This window comes from Candidatus Accumulibacter sp. ACC007 (genome assembly GCF_907163205.1).
Classification (GTDB): Bacteria; Pseudomonadota; Gammaproteobacteria; order Burkholderiales; family Rhodocyclaceae; genus Accumulibacter; species Accumulibacter regalis.
Genome location: NZ_CAJQUD010000006.1, coordinates 393,933 through 408,627, shown reverse-complemented (window position 1 = coordinate 408,627; position 14,695 = coordinate 393,933). Strand labels below are relative to the sequence as shown.

Here is a 14,695-nt window from a genome sequence, read left to right as displayed (position 1 = left end):
CGTTTTTGATCAGCGCCAGGTGCGAACGCAGTTTTGCACCGCGCCGCGTCGACCTACGATGAGCAGCCGTGCTGCGCGCTAGATCGCATCCGCATGCTGGAAAGACTTGACTACGTGCGCATCGCGCCGCAGCGCATTCTCGATCTCGGCTGCGGCACCGGCGCCAGCCTCACCGCACTGAACGAGCGCTATCCCGGAGCGCTTGTCGTCGGCGCCGATCTCTGCGAAAGCATGCTGCGGGTGAGCCAGGCCAAACGCTCACGCGTGCGCTGGCTGATGCCCTTCCTGCGCAGCCGGCGAACCCCCTTGCTTGTGGCGCAGGCGAGCGCTCTGCCGTTCAAGCCACAGTCGGTCGGCCCTGCTCTGGTCGAACCTGATGCTGCACTGGCTTGACGACCCGCTGGCAGCGTTTCGTGAAGCGCACCGGCTGCTCGACGTCGGTGGCTTGCTCATGTTCTCGACCTTCGGGCCGGACACCTTGAAGGAACTGCGCGCCAGCTTCAACGACGGCCAGGTGCACACGCAACGCTTTACCGACATGCACGACTACGGCGACATGTTGCTTGAATGCGGCTTTTCCGACCCGGTGATGGACGCCGAGCTTCTGACCATGACCTATACCAGCTTCGACAAGCTGCTCGCCGATCTGCGCCAGAGCGGCTCGCGCTGCGCGATGCAGGCGCGCAGCCGTGGCCTGACCGGGCGTGCCACTTGGGCCACGGCACGCGCCGCCTACGCGCGGCTTGCTGACGATGGCCGCGTACCGGCAACGCTGGAAGTGGTCTACGGGCACGCCTGGAAGGCACCGCCGAGGAAAACCCCCGACGGGCTGAGCATTGTCCGCTTCGACCCGCAGCAGCGGGCTGCGCTGATCCGGCCGCTGGCCACCTAGGCAGGCAAGCGCCCGGCGATCGCCGCTGCCCTTGCCGGCGCAAGCTAGCGGAAGAACTCCTCGAGGCGGACGAACACCTCGTGCTCGGCGCCGTGCCGGCCGCACAGCCAGGACGTCCTCCAGCTTCTCCACCTGCTTGACCATCTGGTCCAGACGCTGGTCCTCATTGACCAGCAACCAGATGCGACTGGTCACGCCGCTGCCCACCGGCATCACCAGGATGCCTTCGACGTTGTACGCGCGGCGCGAGAACAGGCCGACGACGTGGGACATGACGCCAGGGTGGTTGTAGACGTCCAGTTCGAGCACCGTACGCGCCAGCGCCTCATTTTCCGTTCGTGAGATCGAGTTCATAGCGTTCAGCCTCCGATCATGTCTTTGTTGGCGGCACCGGGCGGCACCATCGGCAAAACCTGTTCGTGCATGGCGATGCCTGGCGTGAATCAGCATCGGGCCAGGGTAGACAAGGCGGCGGCCAGCGCTGCGCGCGGATCGCTCGCCGTATCGAGATCAATTGCCGGCACGCCGAAACCCTCGGCGACGCGGACGAAGTCGGGCATTCCCTTGAACTTCGACGCGTAGATGCGCTCGCCGTAGAACAACGTCTGCTGCTGGAAAACCAGGGCCCAGCGACGAATTGTTCATCAGCACGATCTTGACATTGACCTTCTCTTCGGCAGCGGTCACCAATTCCTGCACGTCATCAGAATGCTGCCGTCGCCGGTAAAACAGACCACCGTCCGTTCCGGCTCGGCGAGTGCCGCGCCGATCGCCGCCGGCATTTCCGAAGCCCATCGTCCCGAGACCGCCGGAGGTCAGCCACTGGCGCGGCCGGCGCAAGGGGTAGGCTTGCGCCACCCACATCTGATGTCTGACCAACGTCGGTGGTGATGGTCGCCTGATCGTCGAGGCAATCGGCGACGGCGCGGATCAAACCGTAAGGCGTACGCGGGTCGTTCGACCCCCGGCAGGCGCAGCGGATGCGCCGCCTTCAGGCTGGCCACACCGCGCCAGCCATGCCTGCCGCTGTTGTGCCTCAACCGCTGGCAGCAACATCTGCAGCACGGCGTCGACGTCGCCGGCGATGCCGACGTGCGCGGTCTTGATCTTGTCCAGCTCCGAGGGGTCAATGTCGATATGAACGATCTTGGCCTGCGGGCAGAAACCCGCCACCTTGCCGGTCGCACGATCGTCGAAGCGAGCACCGACCGCAATCAGAAGATCGCACTCGTCAAGCGCGAGGTTGGTAAAGCGCGCGCCGTGCATGCCGAGCATGCCGAGCGGACAGCGAATGTTCGACCGGCATCGCACCGAGCGCCATCAGCGTCATCACCGTCGGCAAAGCGGCCCTTTTCCGCCAGAGCGGACGGCTGCTGCGGAGGCGCCCGAATGGACGGACCCCACCACCGAGGTAGAGAATGGGCCGGGAGGCCTCGTTGATCATCGCCGCGGCGACGGCGACCCCGCTCTGCGGCCGGCGCTGGAACGGGCTCGGAACGCCGATGGCGGGCCACTCGCCGACCTCGACCAGTTGATTCTGGACGTCCTTCGGAATATCGATCAGGACCGGCCCTGGGCGACCCGAAGCGGCGATCCGGGAAAGCGCGGCGGAACGACTTCGAGCAGGTCCTCGGCACAATTGACCAGAAAGTTGTGTTTGGTGATCGGAATGCTCAGACCGTAGGTATCGACTTCCTGGAAGGCGTCGGTACCGATCATCGCTCGCGGCACCTGCCCGGTGATGGCCACCGCGGAATCGAATCAAGCTTGGCGTCGGCAATCGCCGTCAGCAGATTGGTCGCCCCGGGGCCTGAAGAAGCAGGCATACCGCCGGTGCGCCGGTGGCGCGCGCAATCCCCTGGGCCATGAAGCCACCGCCCTGTTCGTGCCGGGCGAGCACATGATGAATCAGCGCGGGACTGCGACAAGGCATCGTAAATGGGCAGAATCGCACCGCCGGGGATACCGGCCAGGGTACGCACGCCCTGTCGTTCGAGCAGGCGCACGACGATCTGGCACCGCTGAGGGTTTCGAATGTTTGCTTGGCCAAGGGACTCTCCTTCAATTTAATTGCACTGCTGACTTTGCCGGACGTTGCTGCAGAAAAGCAAACCCCCGCCCGGCTTTCACCGGCGGGGGTTTCTGGAATGAGTTGTCGTTTCTTCCTACGCTTTGACTTGTCTTCTCCTGGCCCTTGCCGGCGTGTCGCCTGGTACGCGTACCAAACGTACGACACCTACGGGAGAGACGCCGACAGCAACAACCAAACAGGCTCCAGAGGGAGCAAGCGAAAGACATCATGGTCGTGGAATTGCTGCATCGTCGTCAGCTGGCAGTCATTGGGGCGGAGGAGTAATTAGAACCGAGCGCCGGGAATAATGCAAGCCTTGCAAGGGATCAAGCGTGCCGGGAATGCACCGCCGTCACGCCGACCCGCTCAGGCGCGCTCGCGGACGTCATCCCGGCCCTGCTCGTCGACCTGCTTTCGCGTGCGCTGAACAGCGCCTCGTCATCGGGAGGCGGCAAGGGCGGCACGTCGGGGAGACCTGCCAGCGGCCACCTGCCGGTTGACCTGATAACTGGCGATCAGAATGAACGCCGACGACGCCAGCACCACGAGCATGATCGAGCCATTGAGGTAGCCGGGCAGCGGGAACGTTTCGCGAACGTGCAGAAAGAGCAGGACGGTGATCAAGCCGCGCGGGGCAATCCACATCAGCGGCCCGGCAGCAGCAGGCCCCAGCATCAGCCGCAACATGACGAAACGGCTACCGTACACCACCGTCAGAACCAGACCCGCGCCGAGCCAGGCTGACGACGAGGTGAGATCGGACAAATCCGTCCAGTAGCCGAGCAGTACGAAGAAGAAGCCGCGCACGACGAAGGTCAGTTCAACGACCAGGGTGCGAAACTCGGACAGCGTCGATTCGTATTCTCTACTCACCCACGCGCGAACCGGCCGGAAGCGGGTAACCAGCGACGGCTTGTTGAGCAACAGGCCCAGGAAGAGCACCATGATCAGCGGCGAGAGATGCAGCAGTTCGCCTGTCGCGTACAAGGCGAACAAGCCGGCCAGCAAGGGCACGAAGCGGATCGGCCCAGACACGCGCAGCAATAGCAGCATCAGCACCAAGGCGCAGAGCAGCGATAGAAGAAGCGACAACATGCCGCCACCGAGCAGCGCCAACAGGGCGCCGCCAACGGTACCATCCGAACCGAGCAGGGAAAAGAAAACCAGGACCCCGATGATGTCCGACATCGAACTTTCGTAGGTAATGAATTCGCGCGCCTTGGGCGGCAGAAAAGTACTACTGGGAATGGCGACCGCGCTGCTGATGACGGCGACCGAGGTCGCCAGCAGAGTCGCCTGCACCGTGCCAAGACCCAGCAGCCAACGCCCGGCCAACGCGAAGCTGACGGTAGCGATGACGAAACCGGCCGTCGCCAGGAGAAAGGTCGCCGCGATGAGGCGCAGGCGTTGGCGTCGCAACTCGATGTCCAGAGCGCCTTCCAGGACGATCAGCACGAGGCCGATAGTGCCGATGATCGGCACCAGGGTGCCGGCCCAGCCCAGCGTCACGCCAAAGGAGTCGAGCATCGGCCGTGCCAGGAGGCCGCTGGCCACCAGAACGATTACCGACGGCACGCCCGAGCGTCGGCAAAGGCGCTCGACAGCGAAAACGATGAGCAGGAAGACGGACGCGCTGAGGATAGTGGGATAGGTCATCGTTCGGATCTGGGATCAAGCCCTCGTCGCCGACAAGGGGCATCGCTGCGCGAAAAGCGGGTAAGGTCAACAAACAAGCGGCAGGGGAAACCCGTGACAGAATCCATCAAGACAGCCGACCTCGCCTGCGCCTTGACGGGTCTCGCGTGCGAGCGGTTTGACCGGCGACAGGAAGTCGTGGCCCCGGCTCGTTCTCGCGAACGTCGCTCGGCGCCAAAGCCAAGACAGCGCCGTCAAGAGGCGTGGAAATCTGCGCTTTGGAAAGGCCTCTGGAAAAGCCGACGAAAGCCCGCTGGACGCGGACAATGCGCCCTCAGAAAAACTGCCTGAAGCGTCCGTCGCCGCTGGCGACCCGCCGGCCTGGCCATGAAAGGCGGCCCAGAAGAGCCGATACGGAGATCAGCCAGCGATGTACTTCTCCATCTGCTGGATGATGAACTGCTGTTCGGAGATCGTTTCCTTGACCACATCGCCGATGGAAACGATGCCCAGAAGTTCGTGCTGCTCATTGAGCACCGGCAGGTGACGAAAATGTCTTTCGGTCATGATCGCCATGCACTCGTCGACGGTCTGGTCGGGGGTCACGTACAACACCTTGTTGCTCATGATCTCGCAAACCTGCGTGTCGCGCGAGGACTTGTCTAACAGGGACACCTTGCGAGCGTAATCGCGCTCCGAAAAAATACCGAGCAGTCGATTCTGGTCGACGACGAGGACCGCACCGACGTTGCGTTCGGCCATCACCTGCAAAGCCTTGAAAACCGAATCGTCCGGTGCGACGGTTGCCAGCACGCCACCCTTGCTGTCGAGGATTTGCTTGAGCGTCTTCATGAAACGTCCTTTCTGGTCAAGAAGTCACGACACCATACTAGAGCGTCTGCCGCCCATTGCCAAGAAAAGCCTGACCGTGATGCGGGTACCCGGAAATCCGCAGCGACGCCAGCGAGAGCGCGGGTAGCCAGAGCGTCTAGCGCAGGCCGGCAACATACTCGGCGACGGCGTTGATCTGCGGGTCGGAGAGTTTGCCGGCAATGACGCGCATCATTTTCTCCGCGTCGTTGGCCCGTTCGTGGCTACGAAAAGTCTTCAACTGGCTCACCGTGTACTCGGCATACTGTCCCGCCAGACGCGGATACTGCACCGGCAAACCAGCACCAGCGGGTCCGTGGCAACCAGCGCACGCGGGGATACCCTTGTCAAAGTCGCCCTTGCGCCAGAGCGCCTGACCTTCGGCAAGCAGCTTCTCGTTGGTCGCCACCGAAGGCGTCATCTTTTGCTGCGAGAAGTACACCGCCAGGCTGCGCATGTCTTCATCCGACAGGGCCGCGACCATGCCACCCATGATCGCGTTGTCACGTACCGGCGGCTTTCCGTCGACCGACTTGAAGTTGCTCAACTGCTTGTACAGATACTGAGGGATCTGGCCGGCAAGGATCGGATTTGCCGACGTCGGACTGTTGCCATCGGCACCGTGGCAAGCAACGCAAAGGCCTTCGGCAATTTCCTTGGCTTTTGCCAGGTCAAGCTGTACAGGCGCCTGCTCTGCCGCGAAGGCGGGCAAACTGGCGGCCAGGAGAAGCGCAACTGCCGTTGTACGAATCATGTCCAAACTCCCGTTGACAACAATGACTGATCTGAGGCCGGCGAAGCCAAGCGACAAACCTGATATTCTATATCAGTTTTCCCTCTGGACGCGCGCCTGTCCATCCACTCGCAGGTTCCCTGATGCCCCTCTTCCAGAAAGCCGCTTTCAGCAAGACCGTTGCCGACTTGCGTGATCTGCCGACCGATTCGCAATGCGAAGTCGCCTTTGCCGGACGCTCGAATGCCGGCAAGTCTTCGGCGATCAACACGCTCGCCAATCACACCCGCCTGGCCTTTGTCTCGAAAACGCCGGGGCGAACGCAGCATCTCAATTACTTCGCGCTCGAACCCGGAAAGTACTTCGTCGACCTGCCAGGCTACGGCTTTGCCAAAGCCCCCGAAGAAATCCGCTCGCAATGGGAAGGCCTGCTGGCGCCGTACCTGCGCCACCGTAACGCGCTCTGTGGCCTGGTCCTGATCATGGACAGTCGCCACCCCCTCACCGAACTCGATTTGCAGATGTTCGCCTGGTTCGCTCCGACCGGCAAACCGATTCACGTCCTGCTGACCAAGGCTGACAAGCTGACCCGCCAGCAACAGACACTGGTCTTTCGCGAGGTACAGGAGGTACTGGGCACGATCGGCGAAAACTTCAGCCTGCAGATGTTTTCTAGCCTGCAGAAATCGGGCGTCAAGGAAGCAGAGGCGATCCTTGGCGACTGGCTTGACCTGCCGCTGCGAGACGAGCCAGCACCCCCCTCCGGACTGGCCAGCGAGAAGAAAGCCCGCCCCAAGAAGCGCGGCGCCATCGGCTGGAGCGCGCGCAGCGGCAGCGCAACCAAGAGTCACTAGTCAAGGCACAAAAAAAGCCCCCGGCAAAGGGGGGCCGGGGGCAACATGCCTTACAGGAATAAGGCACCCGCTCAGGGAGGTGAAGCGGGGGATGGGCAAGCCATCCGCTTGGTAAGAGCGGAGTGGCCGACGATAGTTCCCGGCAAACACATCTTTTCCATCAATCGCATCTATTTGATCTTAGCGAATTCCATGAACTACCAGACAGGCTTCCCGGACACGCGTATGCGCCGCATGCGCCGCGACGACTTTTCCCGCCGCATGATGTGCGAATCGCGGCTGAGCGCCGATGATCTGATCTACCCGGTGTTCGTCCTCGACGGCGTCAACCGCGTCGAGCCAATCGCGTCGATGCCCGGCGTTGAACGGCAAAGCCTGGACCGGCTGCTGAAGACGGCGGAGCAGGCGCTGAAACTGGGTATCCCGGCGCTGGCCCTGTTCCCGGTAATCGACGCGGCGGGCAAGACAGCCGGCGCCGAAGAAGCGTACAACCCGGACGGCCTGGTGCCACGGGTAGTTGCGGCGTTGAAGAAAGAGTTCCCCGGACTGGGGGTGATTACCGACGTTGCCCTCGACCCCTACACCAGCCACGGACAGGACGGCCTGATCGACGCCAACGACCCGACCGGCTATGTCTTGAACGACGAAACGCTCGAAGTGCTCGCCCGACAAGCGCTGGTGCATGCGCAGGCAGGCGCTGACATCGTCGCCCCCTCGGACATGATGGACGGTCGGGTAGCCCGCATCCGTCACGAGCTAGACGCGGCGAGGCAGATTCACACCCGCATCCTGGCGTATTCGGCCAAGTATGCCTCCAGCTTCTACGGCCCGTTCCGAGACGCCGTCGGCTCGGCCGGAAACCTCGGCAAGGGCAACAAACACACCTATCAGATGGACCCGGCGAACAGCGACGAAGCGCTGCGCGAAGTGGCTCTCGACCTCGCCGAAGGGGCCGACATGGTGATGGTCAAACCGGGCATGCCGTACCTCGACATCGTCCGGCGGGTCAAGCAGACATTCCAGGTGCCGACCTACGCGTATCAGGTGAGCGGCGAATACGCGATGCTCAAGGCAGCCGCTCAGAACGGCTGGCTGGACGAAAAGGCATGCGTTCTCGAGAGCCTTCTGGCCTTCAAGCGGGCGGGGGCCGACGGCATCCTGAGCTACTTCGCGCTGACCGCGGCCGCCTGGTTGAAAACCTCTAGGTGAGACGCGGCGCGACACGAAAGCCGCGGAACCCGCGCTGCGCGGGACTTTCGACAAAGCGATAGAACAGCCCGCCGGCCAGCAGGCTCGCCGCCCAGGCGAGCATGATGCCGGCCAGATTGAGCCACGGGTCAGCCACGCCGGCGCGAGCAAACAGCCCGTTGATGATCAGACAGACAGGGAAGTGGATCAGGAACACCGAGTAGGAGATCTGCCCAAGGTAAGCGAACAGCGACGACCTCGGCCAGCGCGCCAGAAAGCCGTAGCGGCTCGCCAGGCCGATCGCCAGAGCCACCACCAGTGCCACAGCGATACGCGAACGATAGTCAAACAGCAGAGCAGTGACCACGGCGACGACGATCAGCAACAGCCATCGCACAGCGTGCTTCGCGCGCGCCGCCCAGTAGCTCAGCGCGCCGAGCGCATACGAACCGAAGAAATACAGCGCCCAGCTGTCCCACGCGGCGTCACGGTTGAAGTGATACAACGAAAGCAGTGCCACGGTGGCGACCAGCAACGCACCGACAAGTGCAGTTCCGGCGACGCCACCACCGACACCGCGCGCCAGCCAGAGAATCACCAGCAATAGAGAAAACAACTGAAAATCGATGGCCACGTACCAGACGCCCGCCGACAGACCGTCATAACCCAGGACGCCCTGCAGAAGCAGCGCGTGGGCCAGCAACTGCGCCAGCGTCGGCTGTTCCGGAACAGATTCATGAGTCATCAAGGTGCGGGCAAGGGCGGCGCAGACGATGCCGATCAGCAAGGCCGCGAGGTAGGGAACGGCCAGTTTCAGGTAGCGTTTCAGGAGCAGCCGCAGCGGCTGGCTCGACACCAGCGTACCGGTCGGAGCAAGGCTGCGCGCGGCAAGGAAACCGCCAATCACCAGAAACACCTGCACCACCGCGCGCGCGTGCTGACTCAACCAGGAAAGCAGCTCCGGAATCAACGCGTAGGCGTGGTCCGACATCGGTCCATAGAACGCCAGGTGATGGAGGACGATCAACTGCAGCGCGACGGCCTTCAGCGCATCGATGAATGGCAAACGGGAGCCTGCTGCCGGGAAACTTGCTTCAGCCATCTCGCTTCAGCCCTCGAGGAAGCGCTGCCGGTACTCGTCGAGGGGCATTGGCCTGCCACGCAGATAACCCTGCATCTCGTCACAGCCCTCGCCGGCCAGGAAATCGCGCTGCGCCTCGCTCTCGACGCCTTCGGCGATCACCGTCAGTTGCAGGCTGTGGGCAAGGGCGATCACTGCGCGGGTGATCGCCCGGTCCTCGGCGTCGTCTGGCAAGCCGCGAACAAAACTCTGGTCGATCTTCAGCTTGTTGAGGGGCAGACGCTTCAGGTAGGCGAGCGACGAATAGCCCGTTCCGAAGTCGTCAATCACCAGACCGAGCCCCATCGCCCGCAGCGCATCAAGGACCTGAACGCTGCTTTCGGCCTGGGTCATGATCGCACTTTCCGTAATTTCCAACTCCAGAAACTGGGCCGGCAGCTGCGAGGATTCCAGCGTCTTGCAGGCGGTTTCCTGGATTCGACCGCGCTGGAACTCGACGCCGGAGACGTTGACCGACAACACGCCCGGCTTGAAGCCCGCGGTGAGCCAGGCCGCCCACTGGCACGCGGCGGTGTGTTGGACCCATTCGCCGATCGGGACAATCAGCCCCGACTCCTCGGCAAGCTTGATGAACTCTCCCGGCATCACCAGCCCCAGTTCGGGGCGCAGCCAGCGGACCAGCGCCTCGGCGCCGACCAGCTCGCCGCCGGCCAGCGAGAACTGGGGTTGCAGGAAGACGCGCAACTCGCCGCGATCGATGGCCCGCCGCAAATCGGTCTCCATCTGCAGGCGGGCCAGCGACGACTGGGTCAGCTCCTTGGTAAAAAACTCATAGGTATTGCGGCCGCGCTCCTTGGCCCGGTACATGGCGACGTCGGCATTCTTCATCAGCGTTTCGGCGTCGCCGCCATCGTGAGGGAAGAGGCTGATCCCGATGCTGGCACCAACGTAGAACTCGTGCTCGACGGTCACCGGCGAGTCCTGCAAGAGGCCGAGAATCCTGTCCGCAATGTGCGAAACGGCCGCCGGATCGCCGAGATCTTCGATGATGATCAGAAACTCGTCGCCGCCGAGGCGACCAACGGTATCCGCTTCACGCCGCAGTCGGGTCAAGCGTCGCGCCACTTCACAGAGAACGCGATCGCCGACCTGATGACCGAGGGTATCGTTGATGTTCTTGAAACGATCGAGGTCGACAAACAGCACCGCCAGTCCGCGCTCGTCACGGTGAGCACGCTGCAGCGCCTTGTGCAGGCGATCGCCCAGCAACAGCCGATTGGGCAAGCCGGTGAGCGGATCGTGATGCGCCTGATGGTCGAGCTGATCGTGCGCCTTGCGCAATTCGGTAATGTCGGAGAAGACGCCAACGTAATGGGTCACCCGATCCTGCGGGTCCTTCACGGCGCTGATCGTGAGCGACTCCAGAAACGCCTGTCCGTCCTTGCGCCGGTTCCACAGCTCGCCCCGCCAACGCCCGCAAGTGTGCAGTGTCCGCCACATCTCGCGGTAGAAATCCTGGTCCTGAAGTCCCGACTGCAGGATGCGCGGGTTGCCGCCCACGACATCGTCCTCGCTGTAACCGGTGATTTCTGTAAACGCACGGTTGACGGCGATGATTTCTCCGTTCGGGGAGGTGATGGTGATGCCTTCGGCACTGCTGTCGAAAACCGTCGCCGCCTGCTGGAGGCGCTGCTCCATGCGCTTGCGGTCGGTCACGTCGAGCATGATGCCAACCAGACCGCACGCCACTTCGTCAGACATGCCGTAGATCGCCTTGTGAAAAACGACGTCACGATAGTTTCCGTCGGCGCGCAGCACCTGCGTTTCGTAGACCTGCGAACCCGAACGCTGGAAGAGCTCTTCGTCAGCCGCCATATAGCGGTTGGCGAGCTCGCGCGGCGCGACGTCGTAGACCGTCGCGCCGACCACTTCCCGGCGCGACTTGCCGATCATTTCGAGGAAGGCCTGATTGCAGCCGAGGTAGCGGCCTTGACGATTCTTGTAGAACACCGGCCCCGGGATGGCCTCGACCAGTTGGTGCATGAAGTCGAGCTGTTGCGATAGCTCGTGAGTCCGTTCGGCGACACGCTGTTCGAGTTCGAGATGGCTTTGCCGTAGCGCTTCCTGGGCGGCCCGATGCGCGGTCACATCCTCGTGTGTCCAGATCCAGGTCTGGCGAGCATCCCCGTCGTCTATCGTACGACCGATGATATGGACCCAGATCGGCGCACCGTCGCGGCGAGAGAAGAGAAACTCCCCGTCAAAGGAGTCGCTTCCTGCCGCATCGCCATAGACCTCCCGTCCGGCATCTTCCCAGGCCTTCTCGGTGGCAAAAAGAATGCGCGTCGATTGCCCCGTCATTGCGCCAACGGGATAACCGAAGATCTCCTCGAAACGGCGATTGCAGCGCCAGATCGTGCGCTCGCGCTGATAAGAAATGCCGATCATCGCGTTGTCGAAGATCAGCTGTTGCTCCCAGAGGCTTTCGACGAGCGCCTCCTCGGCTGCGCGGCGCGCGGTGATGTCCTGGAACAGCCAGACGTGACCTTGGTCATGGTTTTCCGGGTCGAGCAGGCTACCGGTGACCTGGCACCAGATCGGCGCGCCATCGGCCTTGCAATACTCGATCTCGCCGATGAAAGTCCCGCCCGCGCCGCTGCCGCGGACAACGCGTTCGTCGGCTTCACGCCACGCCAGCTCACTGGCGAAACAGACGCGCATTGACTGGCCGATCAGCTGCCCGGGCAAATAGCCGAAGATCGTCTCGAAACTTGGATTGCAGCGCTGAATGATCCGCTCGCGGACGAAAACGATGCCGATCGGCGCCCGTTCGAAAATCAACGTCTGTTCGCGCAGCAGTGCGTCCATCGCACGGCTCGCCTGACGCTTCTCGGTGACGTCCTCGTACAACCAGATGTAGCCATCCTGGGGCTTCGCCGGATTGATCATGCTGCCGGTGATATGGCTCCAGATCGCCGCTCCGTCGCGGCGGATAAACGTCGTCTCCCCGCGGTAGATGCCGGTCTCGGAAATTGCCGCGTAAGCCTTGCGGCCGGTCTCCAGCCAGGCCTCTTCACTCGGGTAGTAGATACGCGTCAAGCAACCGATCAATTCGTCTGGCTCATAACCCAGGATTTCGGCAAAACGTCGATTGCAGCGCTGGATGGCACGGTCGCGCAGGATGACGATGCCGGTTTCGGCGTTCTGAAAAATGAGCTGCTGCTCGCGCAGCAAGCGTGCGCCCGCTTCGCGTGCGTCCACCTCCTGCGTCACGTCACGCACGATCCACACGGCACCCTGGCCCGGCGCGGCAGGGTCGATCGCGCGGGCGATGAGATGCGCGACAAAGATACTGCCATCGCGGCGCGCCAGTTGCGTTTCGAGATCGAGGATGTCACCGACGCGCAGGGCCGCGCGCGCTTGCCGGCGCAAGGTCTCACACGCCGCGCTATCGGGGTAGAAAACGAGGTCCGGCTGCCCGACAAGCGTCCCCGCCGGCCAGCCAAAAAGCTCCTCGGCGCGGGGGTTGCAGCGGTACACGCGACGATTGCGCGTGCACACCACGGCAATCCCCGAATGCTCGAGGATGGCCTTGTACTCAAGTAGCTGTTGTTCCAGGGAACCGGACTCTCTCATGGCAACCGACGGCAATTGGTGCGGCCAGAGTCTACACGACTGCGGGAGGTCACGGTGGAGCAAGGCTCACGGTGTACAAGAGCTTGGGCAATCACGGTCCTGGCAGGACCATCGGCCGCCTCTCACAGGCGAGCGAGATGACGCGGCAAGTCGAGAATGGACGCCAGGCGCACGTCCACCCAGGCCGCCTGGCGCGTTGCCGCGCTCACCCAGACCGTTTTCATGCCGAGTCGCTTGGCAGTACGCAGGTTGGGCAGCGCGTCCTCGACCATGATGCAACGCTGCGCGTGCAGACGCTCGCTGCGCAACAGGTGGCGAAAACCGGCGACTGCCGGCTTGGGTTGAAAGCCGATGCGCTCGACCGAGTAGACGGCGTCGAAACAGCGGCGAATGCCGGTCATTTCCAGGACCGCCTCGCTGTAGCGCCCCGGCGCGTTGGAGAAGACGATCTTGCGCCCTGGCAAGCGACCGAGCATGGCCTTCAGGGCGCGCTCGAAGACCAGCATCGGCCGCAGATCGGGAAAGTCGTGCGTATGGCGAAGAAAATGGTTCGGATCGATCGCATGATGACGCATCAGACCGAGCAGCGTGGCGCCGTAGCGCTGCCAGTAATGCTGCCGAAGACGCGTTGCTTCGTCCTCGTCCACGCCGAGGTGCTGGCAGATGTACGCCACCATCGACCGATTGATGTGCGGAAAGATATGCGGGCTGGCGTCGTGCAGGGTGTTGTCGAGATCGAAAAGCCAGACCGGCAAGGAAGCGCTCAGCAGAATGCCCCGGTCAATGCGACTTGATCATCGTGCCGACGCCGTGATCGGTAAGGATCTCCAGCAACAGCGCGTGCTCGACGCGGCCATCAATGATGTGCACGCTCTTGACGCCGCTGCGGGCGGCATCGAGTGCCGAACTGATCTTCGGCAGCATGCCGCCCGACAGCGTACCGTCAGCAACCATCTCGTCGATCTCGTTGGGGGTCATGCCGGTGATCAGCTCGCCGCTCTCGTCGAGAACGCCTGGCGTGTTGGTGAGCAGGACCAGCTTTTCGGCCTTGAGGATTTCGGCGATCTTGCCGGCAACGACGTCGGCGTTGATGTTGTAGGTTTCGCCACCCTTGCCGACGCCGATCGGCGCCACGACAGGAATGAAACCGCCTGACTCGAGATGGCCGATCAGCGACGGATCGATCTGCGTGATGTCGCCGACCTGGCCAACGTCGATCAGGTCACCAAGGTTCTCGTGGTTGGCCAGCAACAGCTTCTTGGCACGAATGAAGCTGGCGTCCTTGCCGGTCAAGCCGACGGCCTTGCCCCCGGCCTGATTGATCAGGTTGACGACGTCCTTGTTGACCTGCCCACCGAGAACCATCTCGACGATCTCCATCGTTTCGGCATCGGTGACACGCATTCCCTGGATGAACTTTCCCTTCTTGCCGACCCGGGCGAGGAGGTTTTCGATCTGGGGGCCACCGCCGTGCACCACCACCACGTGCATCCCGACCAGCTTGAGCAGCACGACATCGCGCGCGAAGCACTGCTTGAGGTGCTCGTCGGTCATCGCATTGCCGCCGTACTTGACGACGATGGTCTTGCCGTGGAAGCGTTTGATGTACGGCAGCGCCTCGGCGAGAATGGCAGCTTCGTTGGCAGGGGTGAACACACGATCGCTCATGGCTGGAGTCCTTGTAATGACCGGCGCATTTTACGCGGCAGAGTTGGAAATAAAAAGGCGGCGTGCG

15 protein-coding genes and 2 pseudogenes are annotated in these 14,695 nt (G+C 62.7%); 4 read left to right on the top strand and 13 right to left on the bottom strand.

Translation table 11 applies throughout. The annotated features are described in order from the left end of the window. Positions 1 to 93 precede the first annotated feature (93 nt). Both QZ634_RS21590 and QZ634_RS21585 read left to right on the top strand, forming a co-directional pair. Positions 94 to 393, top strand: a complete 300-nt coding sequence (locus QZ634_RS21590) for a methyltransferase domain-containing protein (protein ID WP_366145411.1) — start codon at positions 94 to 96, stop codon at positions 391 to 393. Further along, the gene (locus tag QZ634_RS21585) at positions 377 to 892 is read left to right on the top strand and encodes a hypothetical protein (protein WP_366145410.1); all 516 of its coding nucleotides are present in this window, start codon (positions 377 to 379) and stop codon (positions 890 to 892) included. Before QZ634_RS21590 ends, QZ634_RS21585 begins: the two co-directional genes overlap by 17 nt. Positions 893 to 936: 44 nt before the next feature. Here QZ634_RS21585 and ilvN read toward each other — a convergent pair. From ilvN to QZ634_RS15655, 9 genes and pseudogenes are all read right to left on the bottom strand, one after another. Then, positions 937 to 1,246 (bottom strand): annotated as a pseudogene (gene ilvN, locus QZ634_RS15690) (acetolactate synthase small subunit). An 89-nt stretch (positions 1,247 to 1,335) separates the two neighbouring features. Continuing rightward, positions 1,336 to 1,674 (bottom strand): annotated as a pseudogene (locus QZ634_RS15685) (thiamine pyrophosphate-dependent enzyme). Positions 1,675 to 1,822: 148 nt separating this feature from the next. After that, entirely contained in the window at positions 1,823 to 2,158 is a 336-nt protein-coding gene (locus QZ634_RS15680) for a hypothetical protein (RefSeq protein WP_291989942.1), read from the bottom strand. After that, positions 2,124 to 2,336 (bottom strand): hypothetical protein, encoded by a 213-nt coding sequence (locus QZ634_RS21580; RefSeq protein ID WP_366145409.1) that lies wholly within the window; start codon positions 2,334 to 2,336, stop codon positions 2,124 to 2,126. Before QZ634_RS21580 ends, QZ634_RS15680 begins: the two co-directional genes overlap by 35 nt. Before the next feature lie 116 nt (positions 2,337 to 2,452). Beyond that, positions 2,453 to 2,641, bottom strand: a complete 189-nt coding sequence (locus tag QZ634_RS15675; protein WP_291989940.1) for a hypothetical protein — start codon at positions 2,639 to 2,641, stop codon at positions 2,453 to 2,455. A 37-nt stretch (positions 2,642 to 2,678) separates the two neighbouring features. After that, positions 2,679 to 2,825 (bottom strand): thiamine pyrophosphate-binding protein, encoded by a 147-nt coding sequence (locus QZ634_RS15670; RefSeq protein WP_291989938.1) that lies wholly within the window; start codon positions 2,823 to 2,825, stop codon positions 2,679 to 2,681. A 576-nt stretch (positions 2,826 to 3,401) separates the two neighbouring features. Continuing rightward, on the bottom strand, positions 3,402 to 4,619 hold the full coding sequence (locus QZ634_RS15665; RefSeq protein ID WP_291989936.1) for a cation:proton antiporter: 1,218 nt from the start codon (positions 4,617 to 4,619) through the stop codon (positions 3,402 to 3,404). Positions 4,620 to 5,018: 399 nt separating this feature from the next. Further along, positions 5,019 to 5,450: a CBS domain-containing protein gene (locus QZ634_RS15660; protein ID WP_043562712.1), complete on the bottom strand. Its 432-nt coding sequence runs from the start codon at positions 5,448 to 5,450 to the stop codon at positions 5,019 to 5,021. A 136-nt stretch (positions 5,451 to 5,586) separates the two neighbouring features. Then, on the bottom strand, positions 5,587 to 6,222 hold the full coding sequence (locus tag QZ634_RS15655) for a c-type cytochrome (RefSeq protein ID WP_043562711.1): 636 nt from the start codon (positions 6,220 to 6,222) through the stop codon (positions 5,587 to 5,589). Positions 6,223 to 6,344: 122 nt separating this feature from the next. Between QZ634_RS15655 and yihA the strand changes: the two genes are divergently transcribed. Both yihA and hemB read left to right on the top strand, forming a co-directional pair. Then, a complete protein-coding gene (yihA, locus tag QZ634_RS15650; RefSeq protein ID WP_291988705.1) occupies positions 6,345 to 7,055 on the top strand; it encodes a ribosome biogenesis GTP-binding protein YihA/YsxC in 711 nt (236 codons plus the stop codon). Between the two features lie 192 nt (positions 7,056 to 7,247). Further along, positions 7,248 to 8,264, top strand: a complete 1,017-nt coding sequence (gene hemB, locus QZ634_RS15645; protein WP_291988707.1) for a porphobilinogen synthase — start codon at positions 7,248 to 7,250, stop codon at positions 8,262 to 8,264. On the opposite strand, the gene QZ634_RS15640 is transcribed toward hemB, so the two are convergent. The 4 genes from QZ634_RS15640 to argB form a co-directional block, all read right to left on the bottom strand. Continuing rightward, on the bottom strand, positions 8,257 to 9,345 hold the full coding sequence (locus QZ634_RS15640; RefSeq protein ID WP_291988709.1) for an acyltransferase: 1,089 nt from the start codon (positions 9,343 to 9,345) through the stop codon (positions 8,257 to 8,259). The genes hemB and QZ634_RS15640 overlap by 8 nt on opposite strands. Before the next feature lie 6 nt (positions 9,346 to 9,351). Beyond that, positions 9,352 to 12,960: a PAS domain S-box protein gene (locus QZ634_RS15635; RefSeq protein ID WP_291988711.1), complete on the bottom strand. Its 3,609-nt coding sequence runs from the start codon at positions 12,958 to 12,960 to the stop codon at positions 9,352 to 9,354. A gap of 122 nt (positions 12,961 to 13,082) precedes the next feature. Further along, the gene (locus QZ634_RS15630; protein ID WP_291989934.1) at positions 13,083 to 13,715 is read right to left on the bottom strand and encodes a pyrimidine 5'-nucleotidase; all 633 of its coding nucleotides are present in this window, start codon (positions 13,713 to 13,715) and stop codon (positions 13,083 to 13,085) included. A gap of 25 nt (positions 13,716 to 13,740) precedes the next feature. Next, positions 13,741 to 14,628 (bottom strand): acetylglutamate kinase, encoded by an 888-nt coding sequence (argB, locus tag QZ634_RS15625; RefSeq protein ID WP_043562703.1) that lies wholly within the window; start codon positions 14,626 to 14,628, stop codon positions 13,741 to 13,743. Positions 14,629 to 14,695 lie beyond the last annotated feature (67 nt).

Excerpts from the sequence above, each read along its gene's own strand:
- QZ634_RS21590 (WP_366145411.1), top strand. The coding sequence starts at position 94 with ATGCTGGAAAGACTTGACTACGTGCGCATCGCGCCGCAGCGCATTCTC.
- QZ634_RS21585 (WP_366145410.1), top strand. The coding sequence starts at position 377 with ATGCTGCACTGGCTTGACGACCCGCTGGCAGCGTTTCGTGAAGCGCAC.
- QZ634_RS15680 (WP_291989942.1), bottom strand. The coding sequence starts at position 2,158 with ATGCACGGCGCGCGCTTTACCAACCTCGCGCTTGACGAGTGCGATCTT.
- QZ634_RS21580 (WP_366145409.1), bottom strand. The coding sequence starts at position 2,336 with ATGATCAACGAGGCCTCCCGGCCCATTCTCTACCTCGGTGGTGGGGTC.
- QZ634_RS15670 (WP_291989938.1), bottom strand. The coding sequence starts at position 2,825 with ATGCCTTGTCGCAGTCCCGCGCTGATTCATCATGTGCTCGCCCGGCAC.
- QZ634_RS15665 (WP_291989936.1), bottom strand. The coding sequence starts at position 4,619 with ATGACCTATCCCACTATCCTCAGCGCGTCCGTCTTCCTGCTCATCGTT.
- QZ634_RS15660 (WP_043562712.1), bottom strand. The coding sequence starts at position 5,450 with ATGAAGACGCTCAAGCAAATCCTCGACAGCAAGGGTGGCGTGCTGGCA.
- QZ634_RS15655 (WP_043562711.1), bottom strand. The coding sequence starts at position 6,222 with ATGATTCGTACAACGGCAGTTGCGCTTCTCCTGGCCGCCAGTTTGCCC.
- yihA (WP_291988705.1), top strand. The coding sequence starts at position 6,345 with ATGCCCCTCTTCCAGAAAGCCGCTTTCAGCAAGACCGTTGCCGACTTG.
- hemB (WP_291988707.1), top strand. The coding sequence starts at position 7,248 with ATGAACTACCAGACAGGCTTCCCGGACACGCGTATGCGCCGCATGCGC.
- QZ634_RS15640 (WP_291988709.1), bottom strand. The coding sequence starts at position 9,345 with ATGGCTGAAGCAAGTTTCCCGGCAGCAGGCTCCCGTTTGCCATTCATC.
- QZ634_RS15635 (WP_291988711.1), bottom strand. The coding sequence starts at position 12,960 with ATGAGAGAGTCCGGTTCCCTGGAACAACAGCTACTTGAGTACAAGGCC.
- argB (WP_043562703.1), bottom strand. The coding sequence starts at position 14,628 with ATGAGCGATCGTGTGTTCACCCCTGCCAACGAAGCTGCCATTCTCGCC.